General features: G+C 73.0%; 17 protein-coding genes. 8 read left to right on the forward strand and 9 right to left on the reverse strand.

The genetic code is table 11. The annotated features are described in order from the left end of the window. Nucleotides 1-93 precede the first annotated feature (93 nt). The gene (locus ACFU5F_RS31450) at nucleotides 94-909 is read right to left on the reverse strand and encodes an SAM-dependent methyltransferase (protein WP_383894551.1); all 816 of its coding nucleotides are present in this window, start codon (nucleotides 907-909) and stop codon (nucleotides 94-96) included. A 254-nt stretch (nucleotides 910-1,163) separates the two neighbouring features. On the opposite strand from ACFU5F_RS31450, the gene ACFU5F_RS31455 reads away from it, so the two are divergent. From ACFU5F_RS31455 to ACFU5F_RS31470, 4 genes are all read left to right on the forward strand, one after another. Next, nucleotides 1,164-1,382, forward strand: coding sequence for a hypothetical protein (locus ACFU5F_RS31455; protein ID WP_383894554.1), 219 nt, complete (start codon nucleotides 1,164-1,166; stop codon nucleotides 1,380-1,382). A 41-nt stretch (nucleotides 1,383-1,423) separates the two neighbouring features. After that, nucleotides 1,424-2,278 carry a class I SAM-dependent methyltransferase gene (locus tag ACFU5F_RS31460; protein ID WP_383894557.1) on the forward strand — a complete coding sequence of 285 codons (855 nt, stop codon included), beginning with the start codon at nucleotides 1,424-1,426 and terminating at the stop codon, nucleotides 2,276-2,278. Between the two features lie 219 nt (nucleotides 2,279-2,497). Further along, nucleotides 2,498-3,550, forward strand: a complete 1,053-nt coding sequence (locus tag ACFU5F_RS31465) for an enoyl-CoA hydratase/isomerase family protein (protein ID WP_383894559.1) — start codon at nucleotides 2,498-2,500, stop codon at nucleotides 3,548-3,550. Between the two features lie 137 nt (nucleotides 3,551-3,687). Then, nucleotides 3,688-4,218, forward strand: coding sequence for a GNAT family N-acetyltransferase (locus tag ACFU5F_RS31470; RefSeq protein ID WP_383894561.1), 531 nt, complete (start codon nucleotides 3,688-3,690; stop codon nucleotides 4,216-4,218). Nucleotides 4,219-4,252: 34 nt separating this feature from the next. On the opposite strand, the gene hemC is transcribed toward ACFU5F_RS31470, so the two are convergent. From hemC to ACFU5F_RS31485, 3 genes are all read right to left on the reverse strand, one after another. Then, nucleotides 4,253-5,185, reverse strand: coding sequence for a hydroxymethylbilane synthase (gene hemC / locus ACFU5F_RS31475; protein ID WP_383894563.1), 933 nt, complete (start codon nucleotides 5,183-5,185; stop codon nucleotides 4,253-4,255). A gap of 201 nt (nucleotides 5,186-5,386) precedes the next feature. Further along, nucleotides 5,387-5,752, reverse strand: a complete 366-nt coding sequence (locus tag ACFU5F_RS31480; protein ID WP_383894566.1) for an ABC transporter substrate-binding protein — start codon at nucleotides 5,750-5,752, stop codon at nucleotides 5,387-5,389. Continuing rightward, complete coding sequence (locus tag ACFU5F_RS31485) at nucleotides 5,731-6,033, reverse strand: hypothetical protein (protein WP_383894569.1); 303 nt, start codon at nucleotides 6,031-6,033, stop codon at nucleotides 5,731-5,733. Before ACFU5F_RS31485 ends, ACFU5F_RS31480 begins: the two co-directional genes overlap by 22 nt. A gap of 11 nt (nucleotides 6,034-6,044) precedes the next feature. Between ACFU5F_RS31485 and ACFU5F_RS31490 the strand changes: the two genes are divergently transcribed. From ACFU5F_RS31490 to ACFU5F_RS31500, 3 genes are all read left to right on the forward strand, one after another. Further along, the gene (locus tag ACFU5F_RS31490; protein WP_383894572.1) at nucleotides 6,045-6,341 is read left to right on the forward strand and encodes a hypothetical protein; all 297 of its coding nucleotides are present in this window, start codon (nucleotides 6,045-6,047) and stop codon (nucleotides 6,339-6,341) included. A gap of 316 nt (nucleotides 6,342-6,657) precedes the next feature. Beyond that, nucleotides 6,658-6,813: a hypothetical protein gene (locus ACFU5F_RS31495; protein ID WP_383894575.1), complete on the forward strand. Its 156-nt coding sequence runs from the start codon at nucleotides 6,658-6,660 to the stop codon at nucleotides 6,811-6,813. A 169-nt stretch (nucleotides 6,814-6,982) separates the two neighbouring features. Then, complete coding sequence (locus tag ACFU5F_RS31500; protein WP_383894577.1) at nucleotides 6,983-7,111, forward strand: hypothetical protein; 129 nt, start codon at nucleotides 6,983-6,985, stop codon at nucleotides 7,109-7,111. 25 nt (nucleotides 7,112-7,136) lie between these two features. Here ACFU5F_RS31500 and ACFU5F_RS31505 read toward each other — a convergent pair whose 3' ends face one another. From ACFU5F_RS31505 to ACFU5F_RS31525, 5 genes are all read right to left on the reverse strand, one after another. Continuing rightward, nucleotides 7,137-7,583, reverse strand: coding sequence for a hypothetical protein (locus tag ACFU5F_RS31505; RefSeq protein ID WP_383894579.1), 447 nt, complete (start codon nucleotides 7,581-7,583; stop codon nucleotides 7,137-7,139). 105 nt (nucleotides 7,584-7,688) lie between these two features. Then, nucleotides 7,689-9,884, reverse strand: coding sequence for a SpoIIE family protein phosphatase (locus tag ACFU5F_RS31510; RefSeq protein WP_383894581.1), 2,196 nt, complete (start codon nucleotides 9,882-9,884; stop codon nucleotides 7,689-7,691). Nucleotides 9,885-10,002: 118 nt separating this feature from the next. Continuing rightward, nucleotides 10,003-10,344 carry a VOC family protein gene (locus ACFU5F_RS31515; RefSeq protein ID WP_383894583.1) on the reverse strand — a complete coding sequence of 114 codons (342 nt, stop codon included), beginning with the start codon at nucleotides 10,342-10,344 and terminating at the stop codon, nucleotides 10,003-10,005. Nucleotides 10,345-10,415: 71 nt separating this feature from the next. Then, the gene (locus ACFU5F_RS31520) at nucleotides 10,416-10,892 is read right to left on the reverse strand and encodes an iron chaperone (protein ID WP_383894586.1); all 477 of its coding nucleotides are present in this window, start codon (nucleotides 10,890-10,892) and stop codon (nucleotides 10,416-10,418) included. A 105-nt stretch (nucleotides 10,893-10,997) separates the two neighbouring features. Further along, a complete protein-coding gene (locus tag ACFU5F_RS31525; RefSeq protein WP_383894589.1) occupies nucleotides 10,998-11,465 on the reverse strand; it encodes a pyridoxamine 5'-phosphate oxidase family protein in 468 nt (155 codons plus the stop codon). A gap of 163 nt (nucleotides 11,466-11,628) precedes the next feature. On the opposite strand from ACFU5F_RS31525, the gene ACFU5F_RS31530 reads away from it, so the two are divergent. Beyond that, a complete protein-coding gene (locus ACFU5F_RS31530; RefSeq protein WP_383894592.1) occupies nucleotides 11,629-14,658 on the forward strand; it encodes an ATP-binding protein in 3,030 nt (1,009 codons plus the stop codon). Nucleotides 14,659-14,668: the final 10 nt, after the last annotated feature.

The following is a 14,668-nucleotide window of genomic DNA, read 5'->3' on the forward strand; positions in this document are numbered from 1 at the left end:
CCCCCGACGGGGACGGGCGCCCGGTGCTGTGGGGCCGCAGGCGTTACGCGGGCGGCGCCACGACGGGTGACATCACGGCGTGTACGACGCTCGTCACGGCTTGCGGGCGAGGCCGCCGTGCTCGGCGATGACCTCCGGGGCGGGGTCGGTGGCGTCCGGGCGCCAGAGGGGGACCGAGACCACGCCGGGGTCCAGCAGTTCCAGGCCGTCGAAGAACGAGGTGATCTCCTCGACCGTGCGCAGGTTGTAGGGCACGGCGCCGCTCTCGTTGTACCCGTCCTGGGCCCGCTCGAAGACCGGGTCGATGCCCCGGGAGCCGTCGTTGATGGACAGGTAGCTGCCGGACGGCAGCGCCCCCAGCAACCGGTCGATGATGGAACGGGCCTGGTCGTGGTCGGCGACGTGGCCCAGGATGTTGCTGAGGATCAGGGCGGTGGGCCGGCTCAGGTCGAGGGTCTCGGCGGCCGCCGCGAGGATGTCGTCCGGGTCGAGCACGTTCGACTCGACGTAGGCGGTCGCCCCCTGCGGGGTTGAGTGGAGGAGGGCCCGGGCGTGGGCCAGGACCAGCGGATCGTTGTCCACGTAGACGATGCGCGTCTCGGGGGCGATCCGCTGGGCGACCTCATGGGTGTTGTCCGCGGTCGGCAGGCCCGTTCCGACGTCGAGGAACTGGCGGATGCCCGCCTCGGCGACCAGGTAGGTGATGTTGCGGCGCAGGAACGCGCGGCTGCTGCGGGCGATGGTCACGATGCCGGGGAACACGGCGGTGTACGCGTCGCCGGCCTGCTCGTCGACGGGGTAGTTGTCCTTCCCGCCCAGCCAGTAGTTCCAGATACGGGCCGAGTGCGGCACCGAGGTGTCGATCTTCTGTTGCGCCGCCGGTCCGGGGGTGGTCGCGTGGTCGGTCATGTCTACCGTCCGTCTTTCAGCCGAAGCGAGGAGTTCCGGACACAATTTACGTCCCGACACCCTTTCCCCGTACGCCAGTTCAGATTTCTGGCGGACCTGGGCGGAAAGACCGGGCGGGGGCGGACCGGTCGGCGGGGGCTCGGGGCGGTCCGGGGTGGGGCGGCCTCGCGCGGGCGTGGGAACTTCTCGGCCCGAACAGGCGTCCCTACTGGTGAGGCTGGACCGCACCCGGTGCGCGACGGAAGTGGGTTGCCATGACGACGATCGACCCGACCACGTTCGAGACCACGCTGGCCGACGGCCGCCGTATGACCCTGTCGCTGCCTCCGACGGACGCGGGATGGGCCACCGAGGGCATCAAGACCCTCCGCCCCGTCCCGCCCACTCACACCGGACGGGGCCAGGACCCGCCCGCCCTCCCCGAGCGCCCCGCGCTTCCTCTCGAAGTCGCCCTGCTGGGGTTCGCGCTCTAGCGGGCGCCGCTCACCGAAGTCGGCGCGGGAGCGGGGACGGCATGCCTGACGGATGGCAGTGGGACCGGACGCTCTTCCGGGGCAGCGCGGCCCACTACGCGCGAGGCCGGCTCCCGTACGCCCCGGGCTTTCCCGAGACGCTCGCCGGTGCCCTCGGTCTGGACGGCCGGGGCAGACTCCTCGACGTCGGCTGTGGTCCCGGCACCGTGCTGTTGCCGATGGCGCGGTTCTTCGCCGAGGTGGTCGGTGTCGATCCGGACGAGGACATGCTGGCCGAGGCCCGGCGGCAGGCCGGACGGCGCGGGGTGACCCATGCGCGCTGGGTGGCCGCCCGCGCCGAGGACCTGCCCGCGGGCCTGGGGGAGTTCCGGGCCGTGGTGTTCGCGCAGTCCTTCCACTGGACGCACCGTGACCGGGTCGCGGCCGTCGTGCGGGAGATGCTGGAACCGGGCGGCGCGTTCGTCCACGTGAGCGAACTGCAGGACCCGCCCCCCGCCCCCGCGCCGCCACCGTCGCCCGCGCCGCCGTACGAACGCATCCGTGAGCTGGTGCGCCGGTACCTGGGCCCCGTGCGCCGCGCGGGGCAGGGTGTGCTGGTCGACGGCACGCCGGGCGGGGAGGAACTGGTCGTCGCGCGCGCCGGCTTCGTGCACTTCGCCCGCCATGTGGTGCCGGGCGGCGATGTCGTCACCCGCACCACGGACGACCTCGTCGCGTGGACGTTCTCCCGGTCCGACGCGGCGCCGCACCTGTTCGGCGACAGGCGGGAGGAGTTCGAGCGGGACCTGCGGGCGCTGCTGGAGGAGACGGCTCCCGGCCTGCACCCGTTCGCGGAGCGTCTTCCGGCCACCGAGATCAGGATCTGGCGGAAACCCCCGGAGCGGGGACGGGCGTAGGCGGCGGCCGGCGGCGCCGTCGGGACGCCCCCGTAAGGCGAAGGACCGGCCCCGGCTCGTCCGCCAGGGCCCTTACGTCGTCCACGGGGCCCTGGGGTCGGCAGGGGTGTGCGGGAAGAGGTCGGGTACGCTCGGCGGGCTCAGCGGCGGCGACCCGAAAGGAACCGGCGAGATCATGCGCGTCAGCGTGGCCCGAGGTCCGACGACGGGGGCCTGCCGGTGACCGGCGGCGGGGAGGAGCCCGTCCTGCTGCGCACCGCCGGCCGGGCCGCCCACATCGTCCTCAACCGCCCGAGGGCCCTCAACGCCCTCAACCACACCATGGTGCGGCGCATCGACGAGGCGCTGACCGCCTGGGAGCACGACCCGGCCGTGGACACCGTCGTCATCACCGGCGCGGGGGAGCGGGGCCTGTGCGCGGGCGGCGACATCCGGGTCGTCCACGACGACGCCCGCGACGGGGACGGGTCCGCCTCGGCCGCGTTCTGGCGCGACGAGTACCGCCTCAACGCCCGCATCGCCCGCTGCCCCAAGCCGTACGTCGCCGTCATGGACGGCATCGTGATGGGCGGCGGAGTCGGCGTCTCCGCGCACGGCAGCGTCCGCGTCGTCACCGAGCGGTCGAGGATCGCCATGCCCGAGACCGGCATCGGCTTCGTACCGGACGTCGGCGGCACCCGCCTGCTGGCTCTCGCGCCGGGTGAACTCGGCACCCTCCTCGCCCTGACGGGCGCACCCGTCGGCGCCGGGGACGCCCTGCTGTGCGGCCTCGCCGACCACTACGTACCCTCCGCCTCCCTCGGTCACCTCCTCGACGACCTGGCCGAACTGCCCGCGGAGGAAGCGGTCTCCCGGCATGTGCGGCGGCCACCGCCCGGCGAGCTGGCCGCCCGCCGGGAGTGGATCGACTCCTGCTTCGCCGCCGGCACGGCCGAGGAGATCGTCGACCGGCTCCTCGCCCACGGCGACCCGGCGGCGAAGGAGACCGCCGAGACGCTGCTCGCCAAGTCGCCCACCGCCGTCAAGGTCACGCTCACCGCCGTGCGCCGCGCCCGGCGGCTGGACTCCCTGGAACGCGTGCTGGAGCAGGAGTACCGCGTCTCCTGCGCGGCCCTGGCCACCGCCGACCTCGTCGAGGGCATCCGCGCCCAGGTCATCGACAAGGACCGCGCTCCGCGCTGGTCCCCGGCCACCCTCGCCGACGTCACCGACGACGCCGTGGAGCGCTACTTCCAGCCGCTCGGTGACCGCGAACTCGACCTCCGCCCGTAGGACACCCTCACGCAGGACATCTTCACCCGGGACATCTTCACCCGGGACATCTTCGCGCGGGACGCCCCCGGGCAAGATGCCCCCAGGTGCACGACACCCCCACGCAGGTCACGCCGCACCCCCACTAGACTTCCACCGTGACCCACACCCCCCACGGCATACGCATCCGCCCCGGCGGGCCGGACGACGCCCCGGCCGTCCTCGCCATGCTCGACGGGGCGGTGGCCTGGATGAACGAGAACGGCAACACCGAGCAGTGGGGCACGATCCCGTACTCGCGGCGAGCCGACGGTCCGGCACGGGTCGAGCGGTACACCACCGAGAACACCCCGTACATCGCCGAGCTGGGCGGAACTCCCGTCGGAGCGCTGATCCTGGACACGGGCCCCAGCCCGCAGCTGCCGATCGCCCCGGCGGGAGAACCCGAGCGGTACGTCCGCCTGCTGGTCTCCGACCGACGGCAGGCCGGCCGGGGCATCGGCGCGGCCCTGCTGGCCCATGCCGCCGAGGAGACCCGCCGGGCGGGCGTCCGGCTCCTCCGGGTCGACTGCTGGGCGGGCGGCGGCGGCCGGCTCGTCAGGTTCTACGAACGCAACGGCTTCACCGCCACCGAGCCCTTCCGCTCCGGCACCTGGCCGGGCCAGGTACTGACCCGGCGCGTCGCCTGACGTGACGTACGCACCGCCCTCGCGGACGCGAGGTTCAGTGCGCGATGCCGTCGATGAGGTCGCGGGCACCCTGGCGGAGCAGGGCGACGGCGACCGAGGTGCCCAGGGTGGCGGGGTCGAGGCGGCCGGCCCATTCGTGGGCGTTGAGGACCGTCTTGCCGTCGGGGGTGAACACGGAGGCGCGCAGGGAGAGTTCGCCGCCGCGGTCCGTGCGGGCGAAACCGGCGATGGGGCTGTTGCAGTGGCCCTGGAGGACGTGCAGGAACATCCGTTCGGCGAGGGTCTCGCGATGGGTGTCCGGGTCACCGAGCCCGCTGACGGTGTCGATCGTGAGCGCGTCGCCCTCCTGGCACTGCAGTGCCAGGACACCCGCGCCGATCGGCGGCATCATCGTCTCCACGGACAGGATCTCGCTGATCACGTCCGCCCGGCCGATCCGCTCCAGCCCGGACACGGCCAGCAGCAGCGCGTCCGCCTCGCCCGCGGCGAGCTTCTCCAGCCGGCGGTTGGCGTTGCCGCGGAACGGTACGCACTCCAGGTGCGGGTGCGACGCGGCGAGTTGAGCGGTGCGCCGTACGGAGGAGGTGCCGATCCGGGTTCCCGCGGGCAGCTCGTCGAGGGTGCGGCCGGCGGGGTCAACGAGCGCGTCGCGGATGTCGTCCCGCTTCAGGAACGCAGCGAACATGGTGCCCGCCGGGAGGGGCCGGTCGGCGGGAATGTCCTTCACGCAGTGCACGGCGAGATCCGCCTCGCCGGCGACGAGCGCGGCGTCGACCTCCTTGGTGAACGCCCCCTTGCCCTCGACCTGGGAGAGATCGCCCATCCACTTGTCCCCGGTCGTCTTCACGGGAACCACTTCGGTGCGCAGCGCCGGGTGCAGCACGGCGAGTTCGGCGCGTACACGCTCCACCTGGGCCAGGGCCATGGGCGAGTCTCGGGAAACGATACGAATCAGGTCCTGCGACATGAAGGCACGATAGCCCCTCGGACCCGGCGCCGTTGACCACCCGCGGCCCCGGCCCCCGCCCCGCCGCTGACCCTGTCCGTGCCCGCACCCCCGACGACCGGCCCGGACGCACCCGTCCCACACGTCCGCCCGCTGGTACTGCCCGTGAAAGTCGAACTCCCGGCCGACCACGCGGAACAGGTACAGCGCGTCGTGGTGGCATCACGGGTCCGCGGTGTGGGCGACGGTCCGGCTGACACCCTTGTAGGTCACTTCACGCATCCGGCGTACGATCGCGCCCCGTTCCGTCAACACCGCGCCCCCGCTGACACACGCCTCGGCCAGGAACAGCACCGCGTCGTACGCCTCCGCCGCGTACCAGCCGGGACGCTCCCCGTACCGCGCCTCGTACGCCTCGCTGAAACCGCGGGCCGCGGGGTGGCCGTCTCGGACGCGATGCTTGACTCCCTCCCGGAGCGGCCCGGCGCCCGCTCCATGAAGGTGCGGAGCGACCAGGCGAAGTCGCCCGCGGCGCGGTCGTCGACCAGGAAGCCAGCGACGTATTCTCAGTGGCCAGGTCCGGGCCAATTCTTGCGCGCTGCGATTTTAGCTGTGGATACTCCCTTGCTTATTGCTTCGTTCATGACGATCGAGGTCGTGATGAGAACTAGAGAATTGCATTCTGCCTTTTTCATCTGCTGCACGGGCGTGCGGTCGGGCAGTGACCTGCAGTAGGCCTCAGATTTTTCGACATGCCAATTCAAGCTTTTGGGTGCGGCTGCCGCCGGAGTTGTTGCCGATACGGTTGCCGCAAGGATGGTCACCCCCATCGATAGCCCGGCGGAAAGCGTCCTTACGTGCTTCTTCACTTGATGCCTCCGTGGTCAATGTGTATTCGCTCGGTTTCCTTGTGCTTGACCTGGGCATCATTGCATGCCGGTTCCGTTTGCTTCGGATTGGATTGAGCCATTCAATGTATGAGATCCAGTCGCGACTTGGAGGTTTGCGGAGCTTTGTCCTGTTGATCGAAAGGCCATTAGGTCAATCTCTCTCGCGTGCCGTAGTGGAACTCGGCGCTCCGGAAACTGTGAAGTTTTTCACTTCGACGCTTATTCTTTCCCATATTCTCATCGGCCTGGTCTTTTCTCTGGTGATTGGACTTGGTGAGTTCAGGTGATACCTGGGTCGAGGTGTAGCCTCTATCGGCACAAGCTGGCGATTCGGGTTCGTTGCAGTGATCTGCTCATTTGTTTCTGTCCTCGGGAGCTGGGTGTACCTTCCCCGGCAAGTTCGAATCGAAGGCCCACTTCGCTGCCCGCGGGTCAGGTCCGGGCGCTGCCTCCCGACACACCCGCGACCGCGTCATGCAGGGCGCTCTCGACTGTCTCGTCCGCAACCGCCACGGCGCGACCACCGCGCGGGCGATGAGAGCCCGGGCTGGCGACTTCCGCACGGAGTGATCTACTGCTTCGCGGACTTGGACGAGGTTTCTGGTGGCGGCGCTGGAACGGACCAGCGGAGCCCGGATCGACCGGTTCCGGGCCGAGCGGGCCGGCCTCGACCGCGCGGTGCCCACGATCGCGTGCCTGCGCGAGCTGTACGACGAGGACACTGCGACCGGCCACATCGCCGCGGTCCAGGAGCTGTAGGCGGGCGCGCGCTCCGGAACGCGCCTGGCCGCCCAACTGGCCCTCGAGACAAGGAAGTGGGAGGACCTGGCCGAAGGGCGGCTCGTGATCCTGCTGCGCGGCAAACCCCTCGGGTCGGTGGTCCGGGTCCGTTGCACTCGCCGGCGCGGCGGTCGCCCTCTACCTCGGCATGAAGACCCTCACTCACCTCGACGCCGACCGCTCCCGCCCGGCCACCCTCTTCACCCAGGCGGCCCGCCTCGCCGCGGTCTTCGACCGCGTACCGCGCCTGAAGAGACGGGCGCCCGGGGGGAGCTGAACGAGCCGGCCTGCCGCGGGCGGGCTCAGGCCGTCTCGATCCTGCCCTGCTTCACCAGGAAGTGGGCGGGATCGGAGCAGCCGAGCGACGGAGTGAGCAGCAGGCTCACCGTCAGGGGGGCGGGCTCGGTACTAGCCGTCGAGAGCTGACAGACCGCGCCCTTGCCGGTGAGGGGGTACCAGAACCAGCCGTTGACGTCCCCGACGGTCACCCGGTCCGACTCCTTCCAGGCGTCGCCGGACCGGGTGAAGACCCGCAGGCGCACGGAGGCGGCGTACTCGTCCTCCGTCGAGCGCAGCGCGGTCAGCGTGATCCGGTAGTCGGAGCCCAGGGTGGACGAGGCGATCTCGCGGGTCTGCTGCCGCGGGGCGGTGTCCGCGCTCGACGCGCCGGCTCCGGCGGCGCCGAGCGTGGCCGCCAGCAGGACGGTGAGAACCGCGGTGATGCCGCGGCGGGTGCGATGGGCGTTCATGTGCTCCCCCGTTGGAACGAGTCGGTACAAAGGGTCGGTTTGTTCCGTTCGGTGAGGAAGACCGGTCGAACGCCGCACAGGTTGTACGGCGACCGCGGCCTTCTCTCACGTCGGGTGGATGAGCAGCAGCGCGATGTCGTCGCTGCGCGGCGCGGAGCGACGGGCATGCTGGACGAGGGTGTCGGCGACGGCGTCCAGGGAGCGGGGCCCGGCCGGATCGGCACGGGCGAGTGCGCGGGCCAGGCCGTCGACCGCGTCGTCGATGTCGACGCCAGGGGCCTCCACGAGCCCGTCCGTGTAGAGCGCCAGGACGGAGCCGGGCGGCAGCGGGATCTCGGTGGACGCGTAGCCTGCGTCGGGGTCGATACCGAGCAGGAGGCCCGGCGGCAGACGGAGGGCCTCGGTGCGGCCGTCGGGGTGGCGCAGCAGCGGGGGCGGGTGCCCGGCGGTGGCCAGACAGGCGGTGTGCGCGCCCAGGTCGAGGTGGGCGTAGAGGCAGCTGGTGAACAGGTCCGGGTCGAGGTCGGTGAGCAGCCGGTTGGTCCGGGTCAGGACCTCGTCGGGGGCCGCGCCCGCGGTCGCGTGGACGGCGGTGCGGACCTGCCCCATCAGGGCGGCGGCGTTCACGTTGTGCCCCTGCACGTCGCCGATGGCGGCGGCGGCCGTGGTGGAGTCGAGACGGATGAGGTCGTAGAAGTCGCCGCCGATCTCCATGCCGAGGGTGGCCGGGAGATAGCGGGCGGCCACGTCCAGACCGACGACCCGGGGCAGTGTGTGGGGGAGCAGCCCGGCCTGGAGGTTGCGGGCGAGCTGGTGCTTGGCGTCGTACAGCCGGGCCCGGTCCAGGGCCTGCGCGATCAGCCCGGCGGCGGAGATGAGGACGCCGCGCTCCTCCGCGGTGAAGGGGTGGGGCCGGTCGTAGGCGAGGACGAGGGAGCCGACCGGGCGCCCCGAGGTGATCAGCGGGAGGAAGGCCCAGGCGGCCCGGGCGTCCTGGTGCACCGCGGGCGGGTACGCGCGCTTGAGGTCGGCGAAGGTGGCGAAGAACGCCGGCACACCGGTGGTCAGCGCGCGTACGGCCGGGGTGTCCGAGGTGAGCGGGGCCGCGTCGAAGCGTTCTATCAGCTCGGCGGTGTAGCCGCGGTAGCCGATGATCCGCAGCCGGCCGTCCTCCGCCGTCATCAGTGCCAGGGCCGAGGCGCCGAAGGCGGGCAGCACCTGGTCGGCGACCTGGTCGACCACGTCCCGCACACCGACGGCCTCGGTGAGCGTGGCGGCCAGATGCATGAGCTGGTAGAGCGTGGTGGCGCGTCCCGGTGCGGCGGGGGAGGAGGGACGCGACACGCCGGGGGCCGTCACCGGGGCGTGGGCGTGGGCCGAGTGGGTCGGTGCGATGTGGACGCTGATGCCGGAGGCGTCCGGCACGAGACTGAAGGACAGCCACCGGTCGGGCGGGCGCAGGGCGAGGTAGGACACGGGTTCCTGGCTGAGCACGGCCGCCCGGTAGCTGTCCTCGGCGGTCGGCTCGTCGAGCCAGCGCAACGCCTCCCACGGCTTGGCCCCGAGCAGGTCCTCGATGCCGGCGCCGAGCAGTTCGGCGGCCGTGGTGCTGACGAAGGAGATCCGTCCGTCGACCCCGAGGGAGCAGCAGCCGCCCGGCAGGCGTTCGGCGAAGTCCACCGCGGCCTGCGCCTCCTCGGGGCCGGCGGTCCGCTTCCGGGGCGGGGGCAGCATCACCGGCTCGGCGGCGGGAAGTACCGGGTGGCCGTCCTCGGCCGCCGTCCGCAGGAGCCGTCCCAGTCGGTGACAGGCTTCGGTGATCTTCTCCCGTTCCCGCGGGCTCGGTCGCGGGGGATGCGCGGCCGGCCACTGCAGCACCAGGCCACCCCAGACGTCCTGGCCCGTGGTGATCGGTACGGCGACCAGGGTGAAGCGGTACGGCACGACCAGCGCCAGCCGGGGATACCGCCGCGCCAGCTCCTCCTGCCCGCTCACCGAGACCAACCGGCGCTCCCGGACGGCGTCGGACACCGGGGAGGACGCCTTCAGCGCCACCCGCGCCCAGGGCATGGAGATCTCCCAGGGGATCCCGCCCAGCACGGCCAGCTGCAGCACCGGCTCGTCCGGTGCCGGCAGATACGCCGCCGTGGCCGACGTGCCGCACTCCCGGGCGACCTCGGTCAGCACGGACTCCAGCGTCTCCGGACCGACGGCGCCGGCACCGGGCACGCCCTCACCCGCCCCGGACCGGCGGCGCGACCGTGCCCCGAACACCCCGAACGTCACCCATATGCGGACCATACGCCTCCGCCGTGACGCCGGCACGCCGATCCGGACCAGCTGCCGTGCACGGGGCCTGCGCGGGGCCGGCGCATCCGGCCGGGGTCGGGCCCGGCAGGTCCGGGGTCCGGAGGGCCGGTCAGCCCGGGCCGCCGCCGAAGCCGATCTCGTTCCCGTCCGGGTCCTCGTACGTGACCTTGCGTACACCGTTCGCGTACGTCTCGCGGGTGCGGGGTTCCAGACCCCGGCCGGAGATCCCGGCGACGCGGGCGTCCAGGTCGTCGACGAAGACGGTCTGCAGGGCGTGGCCGCCGCGCCCCGGGCGGTGCTCGATGTACACATAGCGGTGCTCGGCCAGCTCCCACACCGCCTCCGCGTCGTTCGGGAAGAACGTCGGCGGGGAACCGAACAGCCGCTCGTACCAGGAGAGCGCCGCTGTGTAGTCGTTCACCGGGATACCTGCGAAGAGGACGACGGGCATGGTCCCATCGTAGGTGCGGCGAGGGAGCCGGACACCGGTCCCGGCGACGACGGCCGCGTCTCGGCCCCGTCTCAGCCGGCGGCCCGCCCGATCAGCTCGCCGATCCGGGCCTCCGTCTCGGCGGTCGGTTCGGTGAGGGCGTACGTGGTGGGCCACAGCGTGCCCTCGTCGAGACGTGCCTGGTCGCTGAAACCGAGCGTGGCGTACCGTGACTTGAACTTCTGCGCGCTCTGGAAGAAGCAGACGACCTTGCCGTCCCGGGCGTACGCGGGCATGCCGTACCAGAGCCTCGGCGCGAGATCCGGCGCGACGGTCCGTACGATCTCGTGCACCCGTTCGGCGAGAACGCGGTCCGCGTCCGCCATCGCGGCGATCTTCGCGAGCACGTCGCCCTCCCCGTCCGCCGCGGCCTTGCGCGGGCCGCGCCGGGCGGACGTCTTCAGCTCCTGGGCGTGCTCCTTCATCGCCTCGCGTTCCTCGGCGGTGAACCCCTCGAACTTCGCCTCGGCCGTGCCGGCGCTCCTGGTGGGCTTGCGTGCGGTGGTCATGGTGGGTTTCCTTCCTCGCGCTGTCGGTGTGTCAGTTCGTCGGTTCATCGGTTCGTCGGTTTGTTCTGCCGGGCGTGGCCCGGGGGGACGTGCCCGACAGATGGCTCAGCCGAGCCAGCGGCCGTCGCGCATCAGCTCACGCCCCGGCAATTCGTCCGCCTCGCGCCACGCCTGGACGCGGCGCGGGGTGATGCGGAACCAGAGGTACGACGTGGCCGACATCCGGGGGTCGAAGCCGGTGCGCGCGGCGAACCGGTCCCCGCGTTCCCGCGGCGGCGCGTCGATCGGGAGCACCTCGACCCGGCCCTCAATCATGGACACGTCACGGGTCGCGCCCAGTCCCAGCCGTGTGGTCCGGTTCGCGGCCAGGTTCCGGCCGGTCGGGCTGTCGGCCGGGGTGGCCACCAGCAGGGTCTCGCCGTCCCAGTCGAAGGACAGCGGCACCAGATACGGCACACCGTCCGCCGAGGCGCTGGCCACCCAGACGTCGACGTCGTGGGCGAGCCGGTGCTCGGTGTCCGTGCGCCGCCGCGTACGGGGGCGTGGGGCGGTGGACGAACCCGTCTTCGTCACTGTCTGCTCCTCGGTTCGGTGGGGCGGGCCGCGACCCTCCCGGCGGTGTCCGCCCGGTGCGATCGCCGTGGTCAACAGCTTGTCCCCGGGGGGCCGTCGCCCGCCTCCGTGGTGAGCACGGAATCCACCACGGAGACGCCACGGAGCAGCGGATAATGGTGCGATGTCCAGTCCGGCGGTCTCGGCCCGGGAAGCCGAAGTGCTCGCGTTGCTCGGTGAGCACCTCAGCAACGCGGAGATCTCCGCGCGGCTGTTCATCTCCGTACGCACGGTCGAGTCGCACGTCTCCGCCCTGCTGCGCAAGCTCGGCGAGCCGGACCGGCGGGCGCTCTCCCGCCGCGCGGCCGACATGGCGCGTGCGGAGCGGCCCCGCCCGGCACCCGCCCTCCCGGCCCCGCTGACCGCGTTCATCGGCCGGGCCCGCGAGCGCGCCGAGCTGGCGGAGGCGGTGAAGACGCGCCGTCAGGTGACCGCGGTCGGTCCCGGCGGAGTGGGCAAGACCCGTCTCGCGCTGGCGGTGGCGGCCGACGCGGCGGGCGACTTCGCCGACGGGGTGTGGTTCGTCGACCTGGCCCCGGTCACCGACCCGGCGCGGGTGGGGGCCGCGATCGCGGCGGCCGTGGGGGTGGGCGAACAGCCCGGGCGCGGCGTCGACGAGTCGGTGCTGACCGCCCTGGCGGACCGTCAGGTGCTCCTGGTGCTGGACAACTGCGAGCAGATACGCGACGGGGTCGCGCCGTTCCTGGAACGGCTGTTGGTCGCCTGCCCGCGACTACGGGTCCTCGCGACGAGCCGCGCCCGGATGCTGGTGCCCTTCGAGTGGGTGTTCCCCGTGCCGCCGCTGTCCTGGGACGGCGGCGCCGAGTCGGACGCCGTGACCCTGTTCCTGGAACGGGCCGCGGCGTTCGGCCGGCCACCGGAACCGGCCGAACGGAACCGGATCGCGGCCGTCTGCGAACGGCTCGACGGTATGGCGCTCGCCATCGAACTCGCGGCCGCGCGGTGGCCCACCCTCGGCCTGGACGGTCTCACCGCCGGCCTCTCCGACCAGCTGCGGATCCTCTCCGGAGGGCCCCGCGCGGAGGACCGGCACCGGTCGGTGCGGGCGGCGCTGGACTGGAGCCACGAGCTGCTGGAGCCGCCGGACCGGGCGCTGCTGCGCCGGATCTCGGTCTTCGTCGTGCCGTTCACCGCCGAGGCGGCCGCGGCCGTCGCCGGATTCGCCCCGCTGGACGCGGCCGAGGTCACCGACGGGCTCGGCCGGCTCGCCGAACAGAGCCTGCTGACCGCGACACCGACCGCGACCGGCACCCGCTACCAGGCGCTGGAGACCATCCGCCAGTACGGCACCGAGCGGCTCGCCGCCGCCGCCGAGCTGACGGACGTCCGGTCCCGTCACCTGGACCGGTGTCTGGCCGAAGCGGCCGCGCTCACCGGCACCGGGGGCGCGGACTGGCGCGCCCGTTTCGACGCCGTGGCCGACGACCTGCGCGCCGCCCTCGCCCTGGCCGCCGACCGCCCGGAGCACCGCCCGAAGGCCCACCGCCTGGCCCTCTCCCTGGCCGGACTTGCCTTCACCCGCAACCTGCCGGGCGAGTCCCAGCAGCGGTACGAGCAGGCGGCGGCGCTCGCGAGTGCTGTCGGCGCGGAGGGTGGGGTGGGCTCGGCCGGTGACGCGGCCGGTGCCGCCGCCGCTGCCGAGGCGCTGCGGGAGGCCGCCGCGGTGGCCGGTTGCCGCAGGCTCGGCGACGACATGTTCCGCCTCCACCGCGCTGCCGCCGAGGCCGCAGGGCGGGCCGGTGACACCGCCGGTGCGGCGTGCGACCTGGCGGCGGCCGCCACCGTCGCCTACCGCTTCTCCAGCGAGTTCGCCCGGCTCCCGTCCGTGGACGAGGTCACCGCCCTGCTCACGCGGGCCCGCCGCCGGTCGTCCGCCACCGACCCTGCGCCGGACGCGAAGGCGTACCTGCCGCCGGACGCTGGAACCGGCCTGCCGGTCGTGGCCCCCGCCGGCGGGGGCGAGCCGTCGGCTGCGGTTGCCGCGGATGCTTCCGGCACGGTCCGTGGGGAGGCTGATCCGTCGCTCGTGACCCCGGGGTTCGTCTCGCCCGCCGCCGCCCCGCGACGAGCTGCCGCCGCAGCCACGGCCGCCCTCGCCCTCGCCGAGGCAGCGGTCGTCGCGGATGCCTTCGGCGCGGTGCAGGGGGATGTGGACAACACCGCGCAGGAGACGGTCGGTTACGCGGAACGCGCCGTCGATCTCGCCCGACGGGTGGGTGACCCGGTGGCCGAGTCCGCCGCCCTCGACGCGCTCTCCGGCGCCCGCACCTGGGCCGGTGACTCCTTCGGCGCGGCGGCCGCCGCCCGGCGCCGGATCGAGGTCCTCGCCCCGGTGCCACCCACCCCCGCCCGCACGCACGAGAGGATGGACGCCCTGGCCATGGCCGCCGGGACCGCCCTCGGCGTGGGCCGGCTGCCGCAGGCCCGCGGCTGGGCCCGGCAGCTCGCCGACCAGCACCTGTTCGCCGAGGTGCAGCACCACGCCACGTCCTGGCTGCTGGTCGTGGACGCCTTCGCGGGCAACGCCGCCGACGTCCTCACCGGCAGCGAGCGCTTCCTCGACGCCTGGCGGCGCAGCGACCGTAAACGCTCCTTCTCGCTCGGCCCGGCCGCCGCGTCGGTCGCCCTGATCCACGGCCTGCGCGGCGACCACGACGCCCGGGAGACGTGGCTGGGCATCGTCACGGAGGCGGGCACCGCGGCGGAGCACCACCACGGCTACGGCGCGGTCTTCGACGCCATGGTCCTGCTCCACCACGGCGACGCGGAGGCGGCCCTGGTACGGCTCGCTCCGGCTCCGGACCAGGTGTGGAAGTGGGTCTCCTGGATCTGGCGGCACTGGTACGTGGGCCTGCGGGCGGAGGCGTCGGTCCTCACCGGCCACCCCGAGGCCCGCGAACGGGTCGCCGCAGGCCGTGCCCTGGTCGCCGGGAACCCCGTCGTCACGGCCCAACTGGACCGCGCGCAGGCCCTCCTGGACGGTGACCTGTCCCACCGGCTCGCCGTCGCGAAGGCGTTCGACGCGGCGGGCTGCCCCTACCAGTCGGCCCGTACGCTGCTGCTCGCCGCAGACGGCCACACCGCCGCCGGCACGTCGGCCCTCGCCCGCCTCGGCCTCGCGCCCGGCACCTGAGCCCGGACCG

Source organism: Streptomyces sp. NPDC057438 (genome assembly GCF_042802995.1).
Taxonomy (GTDB): Bacteria; Actinomycetota; Actinomycetes; order Streptomycetales; family Streptomycetaceae; genus Streptomyces.

Excerpts from the sequence above, each read along its gene's own strand:
- ACFU5F_RS31520 (WP_383894586.1), bottom strand. The coding sequence starts at position 10,892 with ATGACCACCGCACGCAAGCCCACCAGGAGCGCCGGCACGGCCGAGGCG.
- ACFU5F_RS31530 (WP_383894592.1), top strand. The coding sequence starts at position 11,629 with ATGTCCAGTCCGGCGGTCTCGGCCCGGGAAGCCGAAGTGCTCGCGTTG.
- ACFU5F_RS31450 (WP_383894551.1), bottom strand. The coding sequence starts at position 909 with ATGACCGACCACGCGACCACCCCCGGACCGGCGGCGCAACAGAAGATC.
- hemC (WP_383894563.1), bottom strand. The coding sequence starts at position 5,185 with ATGTCGCAGGACCTGATTCGTATCGTTTCCCGAGACTCGCCCATGGCC.
- ACFU5F_RS31505 (WP_383894579.1), bottom strand. The coding sequence starts at position 7,583 with ATGAACGCCCATCGCACCCGCCGCGGCATCACCGCGGTTCTCACCGTC.
- ACFU5F_RS31515 (WP_383894583.1), bottom strand. The coding sequence starts at position 10,344 with ATGCCCGTCGTCCTCTTCGCAGGTATCCCGGTGAACGACTACACAGCG.
- ACFU5F_RS31460 (WP_383894557.1), top strand. The coding sequence starts at position 1,424 with ATGCCTGACGGATGGCAGTGGGACCGGACGCTCTTCCGGGGCAGCGCG.
- ACFU5F_RS31500 (WP_383894577.1), top strand. The coding sequence starts at position 6,983 with ATGAAGACCCTCACTCACCTCGACGCCGACCGCTCCCGCCCGGCCACC.
- ACFU5F_RS31455 (WP_383894554.1), top strand. The coding sequence starts at position 1,164 with ATGACGACGATCGACCCGACCACGTTCGAGACCACGCTGGCCGACGGC.
- ACFU5F_RS31510 (WP_383894581.1), bottom strand. The coding sequence starts at position 9,884 with ATGGTCCGCATATGGGTGACGTTCGGGGTGTTCGGGGCACGGTCGCGC.